The following is a 15,150-nucleotide window of genomic DNA, read 5'->3' on the forward strand; positions in this document are numbered from 1 at the left end:
GCTCCGCGCTTTTTTTCTGCGGCCCGGCGGGGAGGCCCGGCGGCGGGCTCAGCCGCGGGCGCTGTTGATCCAGCCCTCCGGCAGGGTGGCGGCCGGCGGGCTGAGGGTGATGCGGTCGCGGCCGCCATGCTTGGCGGAATAGAGGGCAAGGTCGGCACGGCGCAGCAGCGGGTCCAGCTGGGTCTCGCCCGGCGCCGCCTCGGCGATGCCGAAGCTGGCGGTCAGCCGCCCCTCGGGCGCCGCGCTGCGCGGCAGGGCGATGCCGGCCATGGCCTGGCGCAGCCGCTCGGCCAGCGCCAGCGCCTCGGCCGCGCCGGCCCCGGGCAGGGCGATGGCGAATTCCTCGCCGCCGATGCGGCCCAGCAGGTCGCCATGGCGCAGCGCGCCGCGGCAGCGCTCGGCCGCCAGGCGCAGCACGGCATCGCCCGCCGCGTGGCCGGCGCTGTCATTGACCGCCTTGAAGTGGTCCAGGTCGAAGGCCAGCAGGGTGAAGGGCCGCCCGGCCGCCGATTCGGCCGCCATCGCCGCCGCCGCGCCGACCAGGAAGCTGCGGCGATTGGCCAGCCCGGTCAGCGCATCGGTCTCGGCCTGTCGTCGCAATTCCTCCGTGCGTTCGGCGATGCGCCATTCGAGCAGGCGGTTGCCCTCGGCCAGCGCCGCCTCGGCCTCCCGCCGCTCGCTGACCAGGGCCAGCAGGGTCAGGATGTTCATGGCGCAGAGCACGATCAGCATGCCGACCGACTGCATCGGATTGGCGACGCCGCCCGACTGGAACGGCCCGTAGCCGGCGACCGTGCCGGCCGAGGCGATGACGCAGAGCAGGGTCAGCAGCGTGTAGGCGGCGCGCAGCGAGATGCGCAGCGCGATCCAGGAGAGCGGCACCGCCAGCAGGAAGACCAGCTGGGCGGAGGGCAGGCCGGGCGGCAGGCGCAGGCTGAACACGGCCGCCGCCAGCAGGGCGGTGCCGATCCAGACGGCGCCATCCAGCAGCGCCAGCCGCGCGGCGCCCCCCGGCGTGCGCTCCAGCCGCATCCACAGGATCAGCGAGGGGGCGAAATAGAAGGTGCCGCCGGCATCGCAGAGCAGCCAGGCGCTCCAATGCCCGGCCAGGCTGTCGGCCGGCACGCCGCCCAGCCACCACAGCGCCAGCGTGCCGATCGAGGCGGTGATGGCGGCATGCAGCAGCACCAGCCCGGCGAGGAAGGCGACCACGCCGCGGAAGCGGGTGAACAGCCCGGTGGGCGGGCGGAAGCGGCGGGTCAGCAGCGCGCCGGCCAGCGGCCCCAGCGCATTGCCGACCGAGATCATCGCCGCCAGCTCCGGCCCCGCGCCATAGACCATGGCGTTGACCAGGAAGGAGCCGAGGAAGATGCCCGGCACGCAGCGCAGCCCGCCCAGCATGGCGGCGGCGGCGGCCAGGCCCGCCGGCAGCCAGATCGGCGCCGGGAACAGGCCGAAGGAGGCGAAGAAGCGCCCGACCGCCCAGCCCAGCGCCAGATAGGCCAGCATCACGGCGAAATTGGTGAGGCACCAGAAGCCCAGGCTGCGGCTCCGCGCCCAGCCGGCATTCCAGGGCCGGCGCAGCAGCGCCAGCGCCAGGCGGGTCGCCGGGGCGCGCCGGGCGGCCAGCGAAGCCGGCCCGGCATCGCCGAAGGCGTCGGCCAGGACATCGGGCAGAGGGGCGGTGACGGACAAGCGGGCCTCCGGGCACGGCGGCGCCGCGCGGACGCCTGATGGCATCTCGCAGGTTTTTGATGGCGGTGACAAGGGGCTCCGCGGCGGTGCGGCATGCCGCTTGCGCGGGGCCAAACACGGCCCAGACCGGGGGCCAGGACTGGCGGGCCAGCACTGGGGGCCAGGGCCGCACCGGCAGCGCGGCCGGCCGCCGCCCTTCCGGGCCGGCCGGCGCCTGCTCTGCGCCCGGCAGGACTTGAACCCGCAACCAAGCCGTTATGAGCGGCCCGCTCTAACCATTGAGCTACAGGCGCCAGGAGGCGGGGGGCGCCTGGCGCCCCCGCGCCCTGCTAGACCGGATCGCGCTAGCGGGCAAGGAAGTCGCGGACCGCCTGGGCGGCCTGGCCCATGCCGATGACCCCCTCCAGATGCCCCTGCGTGCCGCCGAGCGGCGCCAGCTCCACGGGGCGGCCGGCGCGGCGCAGCGCCGCCGTCAGCTCCTCGCTGTACTCGATCGGGAAGACGCGGTCGCCGCGCGACGGCACCACCAGCCAGCGCGCCCGGCTGCGCGCCAGGGCGGCGTCGGTCGATTCGTATTCGTTCAGGAAAAGCTGGTTGGCCCGCACCAGATAGAGGAAGGAATTGGCGTCCGACTGGCGGGCGCGGGCGGTGGCCGCCTGGTCCAGCCACTGGTCGATGGCGAAGCGGTCCTGGATGCGCCGCGCCGGATCCTGCCCCTCGGCCGGGCGGCGGCCGAATTGCTGGCTGGCCCAGCCGCGGTCGCGCGAATGCAGGGTGACGAGCTTCAGCGCCTCGGCCAGGCCGCGCACCGGGACATCCCGCCCCTGGCCGTAATATTCGCCATTGCGCCAGGCCGGATCCATGCGGATGGGCGCCGCCCAGGCCTCCAGCCAGCCCAGCATCCAGGCATCCATCTCGCCGGTGCCGATCACCGGCATCACCCGCTCGACCATCTCGGGATAGGCGGCGGCCCATTCGATGGCCTGCAGCGAGCCCATGCTGGGCCCGGCCACCAGCGCCAGGCGCTTCACCCCCAGGCTGTCCAGCAGGCGCTTCTGCACCTCGACGAAGTCGCGGATCGAGACGGTGGGGAAGTTCATGCCATAGGGCCGGCCGGTCGCCGGGTTCAGCGAGGCCGGGCCGGTGGTGATGGTGTGCCGGTCCGGCGCGTTCAGATTGACCAGGCTGTCGGAGGCGATGACGAAGAAGCGGTCGGTGTCGATCGGCTTGCCCGGGCCGATCAGCCCGTCCCACCAGCCGACCGGCCCGCCGGCGCCGAGCCGCCCGAAGGCATGGCCATTGGCGCTGAAGAAATGCGTGATCAGGATGGCGTTGTCGCCGGCCGGGTTCAGCGTGCCGGCGGTCTGGTAGCCGATGCGCAGATTGGGCAGGGCGGCGCCGCCGCGGGTGGTGTAGTTGGCGAAGCTGAATTCGCGGCGCTCCACCAGCAGCTCGGCAGGCGCGGCGGCGGCGGGCGCGCCTTGCGCATGGGCCGGCGCGATGCCGCCCCAGGGCAGCGAAGGCGGCAGGGCGGCCATCAGGCCACCCCCGAGCAGGGCGAAGGCGGCGGCCAGCAGCGGGCGGCGCGGGGTCATGGTGTCGGTTCCTCCCTCCCCGGGGTGCGGCGCGCCGGTCAGCGCCCCTGCCCCGTCCACGCCATGCTGCGCGGCGGCGGGGCCGATCGGCAAGCCCCCTGCCCCGGCCCGGGCGGCGCTGACGGGCCCGCGAATTGCCGCGCCGCGCGCCCCCTGCTACAGCGCGGGCAATCCCGGCAACGAACGGATCTCTCCCCATGGATGTCAGCAAGCTCTCCACCGGCAAGAACCCGCCCCACGACATCAATGTCGTGATCGAGATCCCGCAGGGCAGCGCGGTGAAGTACGAGGTGGACAAGGAGAGCGGCGCCGTGGTGGTGGACCGCTTCCTGTTCACGCCGATGGCCTATCCGGCCGCCTATGGCTTCGTCCCCGGCACGCTGGCCGATGATGGCGACCCGTCCGACGCGCTGGTGCTGGTGCCCAGCGCCGTGGTGCCGGGCTCCGTCATCCGCGCCCGCCCGATCGGCGTGCTGTTCATGGAGGATGAGAGCGGCCAGGATGAGAAGCTGGTCTGCGTGCCGCATGACAAGATCTCGCTGGCCTTCACCGATGTGAAGGAGCTCGAGGACCTGCCCAAGAGCACGCGCGACCAGATCGAGCATTTCTTCACCCGCTACAAGGATCTGGAGCCGGGCAAGTGGGTCAAGGTGAAGGGCTGGGGCAATGCCGCCCAGGCCGCCGAGATCCTGCAGAAGCAGATCGCCGCGGCCGGCTGAGGCCGGGACCGAGGCCAAGACCTGGGGGGGCGCCGACGACGGCGCCCCTTCCCCGCCCCTCCGCCCGGCCCGCGCGCCCAGAGCGCGGCCCCGGCGGATGGGCGGTGCCGCCCCCTCGCCCCGGGGCGACCCGCCGGCTCATCCCATCGGCCATCCCACCCGGCCCGCGCCGCGCGCGCCGCCCGGTCGCGCAAGGAGCCAGGCGATGCTGAAGCTGAAGCCGGAGGAGGACATCGTCCTCTGCCAATCGGCCGATCCGGTGAATTATTTCGCCATGCTGCGCAGCACGGCCAAGCCGACCCAGGCCTTCTGCGCGCGGCAGGCCATCCGCTATCTCTGCCTGCACGGGGTGCTGCGCGGCTACCACCCCTGGCATGCCTGCTACAACCGCATCATCATCATGCATGAGCTGATGCAGACCGGCTTCACCGGCTGGTACCTGCATCTCGACGCCGATGCCTTCGTGCACGACCCGGATTTCGACATCCGCGGCTATCTGGCCGGCGCCGCCGACAGCTCCTTCGTCTTCACCCATGGCGGCACGCGCGAATTGTGGGACGTCAATGACGGCGTCTACTTCGCCAATTTCGCCCATCCGCACACCCGCCAGGTGGTCGAGCAATGGATGCAGCGGCTGGAGGCGATCCAGCCCGAGCGGCTGCGCAAGGCCGAGAAATGGTACCAGACGCCCTGCGACCAGCAGATGCTGCACACCATCCTGCGCCAGGATCCGGCGCTGCAGTCCAGCATCCGGCATGAGCATCCGCGCTTCATCAACGGCCCGACCTCGACCTTCATCCGCCAGCTGCTGCGCGCCTTCGAGCGCGACCCGGAGCAGCGCCTGACGAAGATCGAGCTGCAGGTCGAGCAGACCATGGCCAAGCGCAAGCTGAAATCCGGCCATGCGGTGTCGCTGATCTGCGGGCTGAACCGGGCGCTGGGCCTGCCGCTGCCGACGAAGCCGGAGGAGGTGAAGGCGGCGCTGGCCGACCGCGCCGCGCTGGTCGCCTATCTGGAAGAGGCGGCGGCCGAGGCGCGCCGCCGCTACAAGCTGCCGAAGCCCGAGGCCGCGCCGGCCAAGCTGGCCGGGGAATAGCGCCCCCGCGGCGCGGCCGGCCGCCTCAGGCGGCGCCGCGCTGCGCCGGATCGGCCGGGGCGCCGCCCTGCCCCGTGCCGCCGGATTGCAGCCGCGCCACCAGCGCCGCCACCGCGCCGCGCAGCGCCGCGCCCTGCTCGGCGACCGCGGCGCCGGAGCGGCGCACCCCGTCCAGCGCGCCCTCATCCTGCTGCATGCAGCGCTCCACCTCACCCATGCGCGCCGCCACCTGGCCGGAGCCGGCGGCGGCATCGGCGACATTGCGGGCGATGGCATGGGTCGCGGCGCCCTGCTGCGCCACCGCGTCGGAAATCGCCTCGGCGATGGCGCCGCTCTGCTCGATGGTGGCGCTCACATTGCGGATCGCCGCCACCATCTGCTCGGTGGCGCGCTGCATGGCGCCGATCTGGGCGCCGATCTCCTCGGTGGCGCGGGCGGTCTGGCTGGCGAGCGTCTTCACCTCGGAGGCCACCACGGCGAAGCCCTTGCCGGCCTCCCCCGCCCGGGCGGCCTCGATGGTGGCGTTCAGCGCCAGCAGATTGGTCTGCCCGGCAATGTCGTTGATCAGCCGCACCACATCGCCGATGCGCAGGCCCATCTCGGCCAGGCTGGCGACGGCGGCATCGGCCTGGCGCGCCTCGGCGGTGGCGCGGCCGGCGGCGGCGGCGCTTTCCGCCACCTTGGCGCCAATGGCGGCGACCGAGCCGGCCAGCGCCTCCGCCGCCTCCGACACGGCACGCACATTGCCGCCGGTCTGCCCGGCCTCGGCCGCGGCGGCGGAGAGCTCCACCCCCACCTGCCGGCGGGTCGCGCCCATGCTGTCGGTGGCGCGGGTCAGATCCTGGGCGGAGCCGGCCAGCGCCTCGGACACGGCGCGCAGCGACTGCTCCACCTCCTGCGCCAGGGCGGCCTGGCCGGCGCGGCGCTCGGCCTCGGCGGCACGGCGGCCGGCCTCGCGCTCCTGGCGCAGCCGCTCGGCCTCCTGCATCGCCTCGCGGAACACGGCCAGGCTGCGCGCCATGGCGCCGATCTCGTCGCCGCGCTGCAGCCCGGGCACCGGCGCGGCCAGCTCCCCCGCCGCCAGGCCGCGCATCCGCCCGGCCAGCGCCGCCAGCGGGCGGGTGATGCCGCGGCCGATCCACAGCGCCAGCAGCAGCAGCACCAGGGCGACGCCCAGCGCCAGCCCGCCCAGGCTCCAGATCGCCTCGCGCTGCGCCGCGCGCAGGTCATCGACATAGATGCCGGTGCCGACCACCCAGCCCCAGGGGGCGAAGCCCTGCACGAAGCTCAGCTTCTCCACCGGCTGCTCGCTGCCCGGGCGCGGCCAGAGATAGGGCACCAGCCCGCTGCCGGAGCGCTGCACCGTCTCGACGAAGGCGCGGAACAGCAGGAAGCCGCTCGGGTCCTTCAGCGGCCCGACATCCTGCCCGTCCAGCGCCGGGCGGATCGGATGCATCACCATGCGGGCCTGCAGATCGGTGATGAAGACGTATTCCTCGCCGCGATAGCGCAGCGCGCGGATGGCGCGCAGCGCATTGGCCTGGGCCTCGGCCCGGCTGGCGCGGCCGGCCTGTTCCTCCGCCGCCTCGCGCGCGGCGATGGAGAGCACGCTCTCCACCACGGCGCGCAGCATGGCGATGCGCCCTTCCTCCAGCGCCTGGGCGTTCTGCCGCGCCGCCACCAGCGACATCGCGCCGAGCGCCAGCAGCGCGACCAGCGCCAGCGCGCCCAGCCGCGCCGAAAGCGGCAGCCGCTTCAGCCAGGAAAGGGAAGCCCCCGTCACGTCTCGCGCCAAAATATCCTCCCGCAATGCCGGCGGCACGCGGGAAGAGTGGGGCGGAAACCCTCAAGGATGGGCTAAGGCAGGGCGCCGGCCGCCGGCGGCTCAGGCCAGCAGCCGCTCAGGCCAGCAGCCGCTCGGGCACCCGCAGGCCGAGCCGCACCGGCACCGGCCAGATCTCGCGCACCGTGCGCAGCCGGGTGAAGCCGGCGGCCAGGTAGTTCGGCAAGGCGCGCGCATGGTCGGCGGTGCAGGTGTTCACCGTCAGCAGGTCGCAGCCGCCGGACCAGGCCTCGTCGATGGCGGCGCGCAGAAAGGCGCGGCCGATGCCGGTGCCGACGGCGCGCGGCAGCAGGCCGAAATAGGCGAGATTGGTGGTGCCGCCCGGCCGCCGCTCCAGCTCGAAGAAGCCGGCCGGCTCGCCGCCCTGGTAGAGCACATGGATCGACACCGCCGGATCGCCCAGCACCCGGCCCAGCTCCTCATCCGCCGCGGCGCGGCGCAGCCACCAGACGTAATCCTGGCCGACCGTGTTGTAGAGGAAGCGGTAGAAGGGCACCGAGCATTGCGCCAGCCGCTCCAGCCGCACCCCCTCGGGCAGGGGCTGCGGCGCATCGGTGGGCGGCGCCGCCATGCGCAGGAAGGTGACGTCCACCGCCACCCGGATCGCCGGCTCCACCAGCGACAGCGCCATGGTCAATTGTCCAGGAAGCTGCGCAGCTTGCGGCTGCGGCTGGGGTGCTTCAGCTTGCGCAGCGCCTTGGCCTCGATCTGGCGGATGCGCTCGCGCGTCACGTTGAACTGCTGGCCGACCTCTTCCAGCGTGTGGTCGGTGTTCATGCCGATGCCGAAGCGCATGCGCAGCACCCGCTCCTCGCGCGGGGTCAGGCTGGCCAGCACGCGGGTGGTGGCCTCGCGCAGGTTCGACTGGATGGCGGCATCCAGCGGGATGATCGCCGCCTTGTCCTCGATGAAGTCGCCGAGATGGCTGTCCTCCTCGTCGCCGATCGGCGTCTCGAGAGAGATCGGCTCCTTGGCGATCTTCAGCACCTTGCGCACCTTCTCGAGCGGCATGCCGAGCTTGTCGGCCAGCTCCTCGGGCTGCGGCTCGCGGCCGATCTCGTGCAGCATCTGGCGGGAGGTCCGCACCAGCTTGTTGATCGTCTCGATCATGTGCACGGGGATGCGGATGGTGCGCGCCTGGTCGGCGATCGAGCGGGTGATCGCCTGGCGGATCCACCAGGTGGCATAGGTCGAGAATTTGTAGCCGCGGCGGTACTCGAACTTATCGACCGCCTTCATCAGGCCGATATTGCCCTCCTGGATCAGGTCCAGGAACTGCAGCCCGCGATTGGTGTATTTCTTGGCGATCGAAATGACGAGGCGGAGGTTGGCCTCGATCATCTCCTTCTTCGCCTGGGTCATGTCGCGCTCGCCGCGCGAGACGGTGGCATAGACCCGCTTGAACTCGTCCACCGGCAGGCCGGTCAGCGCCGCGGTGTTGGAGAGCTGGGTGCGGATCTGCTCCACATCCTCGCGCGAGCGCTCGATGAAGTTCTTCCAGGATTTCTGCGGCAGGGCCGCGATGCGCTCGAACCAGGCCGGGTCGATCTCCGCCCCGCGCCAATACTGCAGAAAATCCTCGCGCTTGACGCGGCTGGCCTCGGCGAGCCGCAGCACCTGGCCCTCCAGCGAGGTGATGCGCCGGTTCAGACCCTTGAGCTGGTCGACCAGCTCCTCGATCCGGTTGTTGTGCAGCTGCACCTTCTCGACGAGGGCGACCAGCTCCAGGCGCTGCTTCTCATAGGTCTTCTCGGTGCGGGAGGCGAATTCCTCGCCGGCCGTATAGGCCTCCATCCGCTTCAGCGAGAGCTTCTGCAGCTTGCCGTAGAGCTCCTCGATGGCCTCGAAGGTGGCCAGCGCCTCCGGCTTCAGTTTTTCTTCGAGCGCGGAGAGGGAGAGGCCCATGCCCTCGCCCTCCTCGCCTTCCTCGAATTCCTCATCCGGGGCGGGCGCGGCCTCGGGATTCTCGGCCGCCGCGGTCGCCTCCAGGTCGATGACGTCGCGCAGCAGCATGCGGCCTTCCTTGACCGCATTGTGCCAGGTGAGGATGGCCTGGAAGGTCAGCGGGCTCTCGCAGAGCCCGCCGATCATCATGTCGCGCCCGGCCTCGATGCGCTTGGCGATGGCGATCTCGCCCTCGCGGGAGAGCAGCTCGACGCTGCCCATCTCCCGGAGATACATGCGGACGGGGTCGTCGGTGCGGCCGAGGCTTTCCTCGTCCACATTGCCGCCACTCTCCTCGTCCTCCTCCTCCTCGGCGCCCTCGGCCTTGGCTGCGGGCTTGGCGGCGCCCTCGGCCTCCTCGGTCTCCTCGGCCTCGACCACATTGATGCCGAGCTCGCTCAGCATCGCCATGGTGTCCTCGATCAGCTCGGAGGAGACCTCTTCGGAGGGAAGTGCCTGGTTGAGCTCGTCATAGGTGACGTAGCCGCGTTCCTTGCCCCGCGCGACCAGCTTCTTGACCGCAGCGGAGAGGGTATCGAGCAGCGCCCCCTCCACCGCCTCATCGCGGTTCTCGACCGTGTCGGTGCCGTTCGCGACCTTGCTCGCCATGCCGATCCGCTCCGTCTGACCTCGACCGGCATTGTACCGGTGATGCCTTGCCCTGGTCCTAGCGGCCCCGTCCCTGACAGGCAAATGCGGGGGGTCCGCAATGAACGCCACCATCGCGCCATAACGCCCCGCCCCCCGCCCGCACAAGAGCGCCCCGCCGAAACGTCACCGGGCCGGGCCGGGGTTGGCGAAAAGGCGGGCTAGAACGCCCCGCCTTCCTCCTCCATCTCGCCGCGCAGCTGGGCGGCCAGCAATTCCTTCAGCCGGATCATGCGGGTCTGTGCCGCCGGGCTGCCCGAGAGGGCGAGGTCCTGCTGGGCTTCCGCCAGCTCGGCGCGCAACGCCGCCTCGCCGCGCAGGCAGCCGAAGAAATACCACCATTGCTCCGCCACCAGCTTCGGCAGCGCGTCGGCCCCGGCCGCGGCCGGCAGCAGCTTCGGCCATTGCCGCAGCCAGGCATGCCCCTCGGGCTCCACCTTCTGCAGGTGGTCCAGCAGGGCGGCGGCTTCAACCCGGCCTTCCTCGCCCAGGCCATGCTGGTGCGGCCAGGACAACAGAATGTGCTGCAGCCGCTGCGGCAGCCCCTCCGGCAGGTCGAGCGCGGCGAAGGCCTCCTCCACCTCCGACAGCAGCCAGGGATGCGCGAAGGCGATGGCCAGCAGGCAGCGCGCCTGTTCCTGCCGCACCTGGCCGGGATCGATCTCCGGCCGCGGCAGGGCCAGCGGCGGCGGGCCGGGGCGGCCGCGCCCGCCGAAGCCGCCCTTGTTGAAACCGCCCTTGCCGAAGCCGCCAACCCCGAAGCCGCGCCCGCCACCGCCCCCCGGCTGCGGCCGGCTGCGGCCGCTCTCGAAAAAACGGTCCAGCAGCTGGCGGCGATATTCGCCGGCCAGGAATTTGTCCGGGATGCTGCCGGCCGCCCCCTCCAGCGCATGGCGCAGCGCCGCGCGCGCCTCCGGCGTGGTGCCGGGATGCTTCTCGGCCAGCATGCCGTACAGCACCTCGGAGAGTGGCCTCGCCGCCTCCAGCACGGCGCGGAAGGCGGCCGGGCCGCCGCGGCCGACCAGCGTGTCCGGATCCTCCCCCGCCGGCAGGGTGGCGAAGGACAGGCTGCGCTCCGGCGAGAGCAGCGGCAGCGCCAGCTCGGCGGCGCGCGACGCCGCCCGGCCGCCGGCCTTGTCGCCATCGAAACACAGCACCGGCTGCGGCGCGATGCGCCACAGCTCGGCCAGCTGCTCCTCGGTCAGCGCGGTGCCGAGCGGCGCCACGGCGCCCCCGAACCCGGCCTGGTGCAGGGCGATGACATCCATATAGCCCTCCACCACCACCACCGGCGCGCCCTTGAAGGCGGCCTCCCGCGCCAGATCCAGCGCGTAGAGGTTGCGGCGCTTGGAGAAGAGCTCGGTCTCCGGCCCGTTGACGTATTTCGGCTGGCCATCGCCCAGCACCCGCCCGCCGAAGGAGACGATGCGGCCGCGCCGGTCGCGGATCGGGAACATCACGCGGTTGAAGAACAGATCCGATGGCGGGCTGTCGCCCTCGCCGGCGCGCATCAGCCCGGCCTCCACCAGCTGCCGCGTCTCGATGCCCTGCGGCTTCAGATCGGCGGCCAGCGCGCCGCGCCCGCCGCCCGACCAGCCCAGGCCGAAACGGCGGATGGTCTCCTCGCTCAGGCCACGGCGGAGCAGGTAATCCAGGCCGCCCCGCCCCTCCGGCAGGCGCAGCCGGCGCTGGAAGGCCTCGCTGGCGGCTTCCATGACGTCATGCAGGTCGCGCTGCCGCGCCTCCCGCTTGGCCTGCTGCGGGCTGGCCTTCGGCACCTCGAGGCCCGCCTCGGCCGCCAGCCGCTCCACCGCCTCGGGGAAGCTCGCCCCTTGCGTCTGCATCACATAGGCGATGGCATCGCCATGCGCGCCGCAGCCGAAGCAATGATAGTGGTCGTCATAGACGTAGAAGGAGGGCGACTTCTCCCCATGGAAGGGGCAGCAGCCGCGCCATTGCCGCCCCGCCCGCGTCAGCTTCACGCTGCGCCCGATCAGCGGCGCCAGCGGCGTGCGGAGGCGAAGCTCATCCAGGAAATTGGGTGGCAGGGACATGGGCGGGGCTTAGCAGAAAATGGGCCAGGGCAGAAAAAAGGCCGGGGGAAGGAATTCCCCCGGACCCCCATCTTTTTTCTGTCCGTCGGGCGGCTCAGCCGCCGAGCGCGGCCTTCACCAGCGGGCCGGCCTTGGACATGTCCATGGTGGCGGCGTGCTTCGCCTTCAGCACCGCCATCACCTTGCCCATCTCCTTGACCGAGGCCGCGCCGCTCTCGGCCACCGCATCGGCCACCGCCTGCCGCATCGCCGCCTCGTCCATCTGCTGCGGCAAGAAGCCCTCGATCACGGCGATCTCGGCGGATTCCTTCTCGGCCAGCTCCTGACGCCCCCCCTGGGCATACATCTCCACACTCTCGCGGCGGGACTTCACCATGCCGCGCAGCATGGCCACGATCTGCTCCTCCGGCACCTGGTCCACACCCGAAGGCCGGGCGGCGATGTCGGTGTCCTTCAGCTTGGCTATGATCATGCGGATGGTGGAGGTGCGGGCCGCATCCTTGGCGAGCATCGCCGCCTTCAGCTCCGCGGTGAAGCGTTCGCGCAGGGTCATCTCACTCTCCTCTCGGGTTGCGCCGTATAAAGCGGCTCCGCCCGCCTTCCGCCAGGGGAAGGCAGAGGGAAGCGCCGGAACAGCCTCCCCCGGAAAATTTTTCCCAGACCGCAGAAAAACCTTGTCCTGGGAAATTTCTTCCCACATGAGTCCTCCCATGCGGTCCGTGGAAGACATCATCGCCCTGATGGGCGGCCCTGAGGCGGTGGCCGAGCGCTGCGGCGTCGGCACCGAGGCGGTGCGCAAATGGCGCCAGGCGCGCGCCATTCCCGCCAAGCACTGGCCGGCGATCATCGCCGCCACCGGCCTGTCCCTGGCCGAACTCAGCCCTTCCGCCCCGCCTTCCGAACCGAGCCCGGAGACGCGCATGTCCGCCCCTGCCCCGCAGACCGACCAGCCGCCCGCCGGCGCCACCGCCGCCCTGGTCCTGGGTGACGGCACCGTCTTCTGGGGCCTGGGCTTCGGCGCCCACACCACCAGCACCGGCGAGATCTGCTTCAACACCGGCATGACGGGCTATCAGGAAACCCTGACCGACCCCTCCTATGCCGGGCAGATCATCACCTTCACCTTCCCGCATATCGGCAATGTCGGCGCAAATGCCGAGGATGTGGAGAGCATCACCCCCGCCGCCCGCGGCCTGGTGGTGAAGCTGGACCTGACCGAGCCCGCCAATTACCGCGCCACGCGGCATCTGGATGCCTGGCTGAAGAGCTACGGCATCCCGGGCATCGCCGGCATCGACACCCGCGCGCTGACCGCCCGCATCCGTGATGGCGGCGCGCCGAACGGCGTGCTGGCCTTTCCCGGCGATGGCCGCTTCGACCTGCCCGCGCTGAAGGCGCAGGCCGCCGGCTGGCCGGGGCTGGAGGGCATGGACCTGGCCAAGGAAGTGACCTGCCGCCAGTCCTACAACTGGAGCGAGGGGCTCTGGGCCTGGGGCCAGGGCTATGCCAAGGCGCCCGCCAAGGCCCACAAGGTCGTCGCCATCGATTACGGCGCCAAGCACAACATCCTGCGCTGCCTGGCCGATGCCGGCTGCGACGTGACCGTGCTGCCCGCCACCGCGACCGCCGAGGAGATCCTGGCCCAGAACCCGGATGGCGTGTTCCTGTCCAATGGCCCCGGCGACCCGGCGGCGACCGGCACCTATGCCGTGCCGGCCATCCAGGGCGTGCTGGCCTCCGGCAAGCCGGTCTTCGGCATCTGCCTCGGGCACCAGCTGCTGGCGCTGGCGCTGGGCGGCAAGACCTTCAAGCTGGATCGCGGCCATCGCGGCGCCAACCAGCCGGTGAAGGACCTGGCCACCGGCCGGGTCGAGATCACCAGCCAGAATCACGGCTTCGCGGTGGATGAGAAATCCCTGCCGGAGAGCGTGAAGGTCACGCACATCTCGCTGTTCGACGGCTCGAATGAGGGCATCGCGGCGACCGACCGCCCGGCCTTCTCCGTGCAGTACCACCCGGAGGCCAGCCCCGGCCCCTCCGACAGCCACTATCTCTTCCGTCGCTTTGTCGAGATGATCGAGAAGCACAAGGCGGCCTGAGCAACCGGCCGCCCTGCCCAGGGAGAGAGACGGATGACAGGGATGTTCGACCTGACCGGGCGCGTCGCGCTCGTCACCGGCGGCAATGGCGGCATCGGCCTCGGCATGGCCCGTGGCCTGGCCGCCTGCGGCGCGCGCATCGCCGTGGTCGGCCGCAATGCCGAGAAGAACGCGGCGGCCGTGGCGGCGCTGGGCGGTGAGGCGTTTGCCATCGCCGCCGACCTGACGCCGGCCGAGGCCCCCGCCGCCGCCCTGGCGCAGGTGCTGGAGCGCACCGGCGGGCAGCTCGACATCCTGGTCAACAATGCCGGCACCAATATCCGCCGCCTGCCGCAGGACGTGACCGACGCCGAATGGGCGACGGTGATGGACACCAACCTGACCAGCGTCATGCGCCTGACCCGCGCCGCCTATCCGGCGCTGAAGGCGAGCGGCCGGGGCCGGGTGATCTGCATCGGCTCGATGATGTCGATCTTCGGCCTGCCGCTCTCCCCCGCCTATGGCGCCAGCAAGGGCGCCATCGTGCAGTATGTGCGCAATCTGGCGGTGGCCTGGGGGCCGGATGGCATCACCGCCAACGCCATCCTGCCCGGCTGGATCGAGACCGACCTGACCGCCGGCGCCAAGCGCGACATCCCGACGCTGAACGACAACGTGCTGGCCCGCACGCCGCAGAAGCGCTGGGGGCAGCCCGCCGATTTCGCCGGCATCGCCGCCTTCCTGGCCAGCGATGCGGCGACCTTCGTCACCGGCACCGCCATCCCGGTGGATGGCGGCATGTCGGTGCACGGCTGAGCCTGCCCATGCTGCCCACCGCCACCCTGCTGACCTTCTCCCTGCTCGCGCTCGGCCTGGCGGTGACGCCGGGGCCGAACATGCTCTATCTGGTCTCGCGCTCCGTGGCGCAGGGGCCGCGCGCGGGGCTGGTGTCGCTGGCCGGGTGCCAGGCGGGCAGCCTGCTGATCATGCTGGGCGCGGCGGCGGGCGTCACCGCCGCCCTGCTCGCCATCCCCTATGCCTATGACGTGCTGCGGCTGGGCGGTGCGGCCTATCTGCTCTGGCTCGCTTGGCAGAGCATCCGCCCCGGTGGCCAGCCGCTCTTCGCCCCGCGGCCGCTGCCGGCGGAGCGCGACGGCAAGCTGTTCGCCGTCGGCATGGCCACCGCCCTGCTGAACCCCAAGGTGGCGATCTTCTACGTCGCCGTCATGCCGCCCTTCATGGACCCGGCCCTGGGCTCGCTGTTCTGGCAGGGCGTGACGCTGGGCCTGGGTGCAGATCACGGTCGCGACGCTGGCGGATGCGCTGCTGGTGCTGGGTGCCGGCAGCGTCGCCCGCTTCTTCTTCCGCCGCCCGCGGTGGGCGGCGCTGCAACGCTGGATCATGGGCGGCGCGCTGGGAGGGCTGGCGGTCAGCCTGGCCCTGCAGAGCCGGCGATGACGCTGCCCCCTCGCCCCTGA

The 15,150-nt window shown here is 71.8% G+C and carries 12 protein-coding genes and 1 tRNA gene; 5 read left to right on the top strand and 8 right to left on the bottom strand.

Annotated elements, in window-relative coordinates:
- Positions 1-48: 48 nt before the first annotated feature.
- The 3 genes from QE401_RS12400 to QE401_RS12410 form a co-directional block, all read right to left on the bottom strand.
- A complete protein-coding gene (locus QE401_RS12400; RefSeq protein WP_307138504.1) occupies positions 49-1,695 on the bottom strand; it encodes a GGDEF domain-containing protein in 1,647 nt (548 codons plus the stop codon).
- A 220-nt stretch (positions 1,696-1,915) separates the two neighbouring features.
- Positions 1,916-1,988, bottom strand: a tRNA-Ile gene (locus QE401_RS12405).
- A 51-nt stretch (positions 1,989-2,039) separates the two neighbouring features.
- Positions 2,040-3,290 (bottom strand): E22 family MetX-like putative esterase, encoded by a 1,251-nt coding sequence (locus QE401_RS12410; RefSeq protein ID WP_307138505.1) that lies wholly within the window; start codon positions 3,288-3,290, stop codon positions 2,040-2,042.
- A 197-nt stretch (positions 3,291-3,487) separates the two neighbouring features.
- On the opposite strand from QE401_RS12410, the gene ppa reads away from it, so the two are divergent.
- Both ppa and QE401_RS12420 read left to right on the top strand, forming a co-directional pair.
- Positions 3,488-4,009 carry an inorganic diphosphatase gene (gene ppa, locus QE401_RS12415; protein ID WP_271137546.1) on the top strand — a complete coding sequence of 174 codons (522 nt, stop codon included), beginning with the start codon at positions 3,488-3,490 and terminating at the stop codon, positions 4,007-4,009.
- A 205-nt stretch (positions 4,010-4,214) separates the two neighbouring features.
- Positions 4,215-5,105, top strand: a complete 891-nt coding sequence (locus QE401_RS12420; RefSeq protein WP_307138506.1) for a hypothetical protein — start codon at positions 4,215-4,217, stop codon at positions 5,103-5,105.
- A gap of 25 nt (positions 5,106-5,130) precedes the next feature.
- On the opposite strand, the gene QE401_RS12425 is transcribed toward QE401_RS12420, so the two are convergent.
- The 5 genes from QE401_RS12425 to QE401_RS12445 form a co-directional block, all read right to left on the bottom strand.
- Positions 5,131-6,888 (bottom strand): methyl-accepting chemotaxis protein, encoded by a 1,758-nt coding sequence (locus tag QE401_RS12425; protein ID WP_307138507.1) that lies wholly within the window; start codon positions 6,886-6,888, stop codon positions 5,131-5,133.
- A 118-nt stretch (positions 6,889-7,006) separates the two neighbouring features.
- On the bottom strand, positions 7,007-7,579 hold the full coding sequence (locus tag QE401_RS12430) for a GNAT family N-acetyltransferase (protein ID WP_307138508.1): 573 nt from the start codon (positions 7,577-7,579) through the stop codon (positions 7,007-7,009).
- A gap of 2 nt (positions 7,580-7,581) precedes the next feature.
- A complete protein-coding gene (gene rpoD / locus QE401_RS12435) occupies positions 7,582-9,501 on the bottom strand; it encodes an RNA polymerase sigma factor RpoD (RefSeq protein WP_307138509.1) in 1,920 nt (639 codons plus the stop codon).
- A gap of 200 nt (positions 9,502-9,701) precedes the next feature.
- Positions 9,702-11,594 carry a DNA primase gene (dnaG, locus tag QE401_RS12440; RefSeq protein WP_307138510.1) on the bottom strand — a complete coding sequence of 631 codons (1,893 nt, stop codon included), beginning with the start codon at positions 11,592-11,594 and terminating at the stop codon, positions 9,702-9,704.
- Between the two features lie 94 nt (positions 11,595-11,688).
- A complete protein-coding gene (locus QE401_RS12445) occupies positions 11,689-12,147 on the bottom strand; it encodes a GatB/YqeY domain-containing protein (protein WP_307138511.1) in 459 nt (152 codons plus the stop codon).
- A gap of 157 nt (positions 12,148-12,304) precedes the next feature.
- Here QE401_RS12445 and carA point away from each other — a divergent pair, with 157 nt between their 5' ends.
- From carA to QE401_RS12460, 3 genes are read left to right on the top strand one after another with little or no spacing between them, the layout of a single operon-like run.
- Positions 12,305-13,693 (top strand): glutamine-hydrolyzing carbamoyl-phosphate synthase small subunit, encoded by a 1,389-nt coding sequence (carA, locus tag QE401_RS12450; protein ID WP_307138512.1) that lies wholly within the window; start codon positions 12,305-12,307, stop codon positions 13,691-13,693.
- 42 nt (positions 13,694-13,735) lie between these two features.
- Complete coding sequence (locus tag QE401_RS12455; protein ID WP_307138513.1) at positions 13,736-14,488, top strand: SDR family NAD(P)-dependent oxidoreductase; 753 nt, start codon at positions 13,736-13,738, stop codon at positions 14,486-14,488.
- 8 nt (positions 14,489-14,496) lie between these two features.
- A complete protein-coding gene (locus QE401_RS12460) occupies positions 14,497-15,150 on the top strand; it encodes a LysE family translocator (RefSeq protein WP_307138514.1) in 654 nt (217 codons plus the stop codon).

It is taken from the genome of Pseudoroseomonas cervicalis (genome assembly GCF_030818485.1).
Taxonomy (GTDB): Bacteria; Pseudomonadota; Alphaproteobacteria; order Acetobacterales; family Acetobacteraceae; genus Pseudoroseomonas; species Pseudoroseomonas cervicalis_A.

Excerpts from the sequence above, each read along its gene's own strand:
- QE401_RS12410 (WP_307138505.1), bottom strand. The coding sequence starts at position 3,290 with ATGACCCCGCGCCGCCCGCTGCTGGCCGCCGCCTTCGCCCTGCTCGGG.
- ppa (WP_271137546.1), top strand. The coding sequence starts at position 3,488 with ATGGATGTCAGCAAGCTCTCCACCGGCAAGAACCCGCCCCACGACATC.
- QE401_RS12420 (WP_307138506.1), top strand. The coding sequence starts at position 4,215 with ATGCTGAAGCTGAAGCCGGAGGAGGACATCGTCCTCTGCCAATCGGCC.
- QE401_RS12430 (WP_307138508.1), bottom strand. The coding sequence starts at position 7,579 with ATGGCGCTGTCGCTGGTGGAGCCGGCGATCCGGGTGGCGGTGGACGTC.
- rpoD (WP_307138509.1), bottom strand. The coding sequence starts at position 9,501 with ATGGCGAGCAAGGTCGCGAACGGCACCGACACGGTCGAGAACCGCGAT.
- dnaG (WP_307138510.1), bottom strand. The coding sequence starts at position 11,594 with ATGTCCCTGCCACCCAATTTCCTGGATGAGCTTCGCCTCCGCACGCCG.
- QE401_RS12445 (WP_307138511.1), bottom strand. The coding sequence starts at position 12,147 with ATGACCCTGCGCGAACGCTTCACCGCGGAGCTGAAGGCGGCGATGCTC.
- carA (WP_307138512.1), top strand. The coding sequence starts at position 12,305 with ATGCGGTCCGTGGAAGACATCATCGCCCTGATGGGCGGCCCTGAGGCG.
- QE401_RS12455 (WP_307138513.1), top strand. The coding sequence starts at position 13,736 with ATGTTCGACCTGACCGGGCGCGTCGCGCTCGTCACCGGCGGCAATGGC.
- QE401_RS12460 (WP_307138514.1), top strand. The coding sequence starts at position 14,497 with ATGCTGCCCACCGCCACCCTGCTGACCTTCTCCCTGCTCGCGCTCGGC.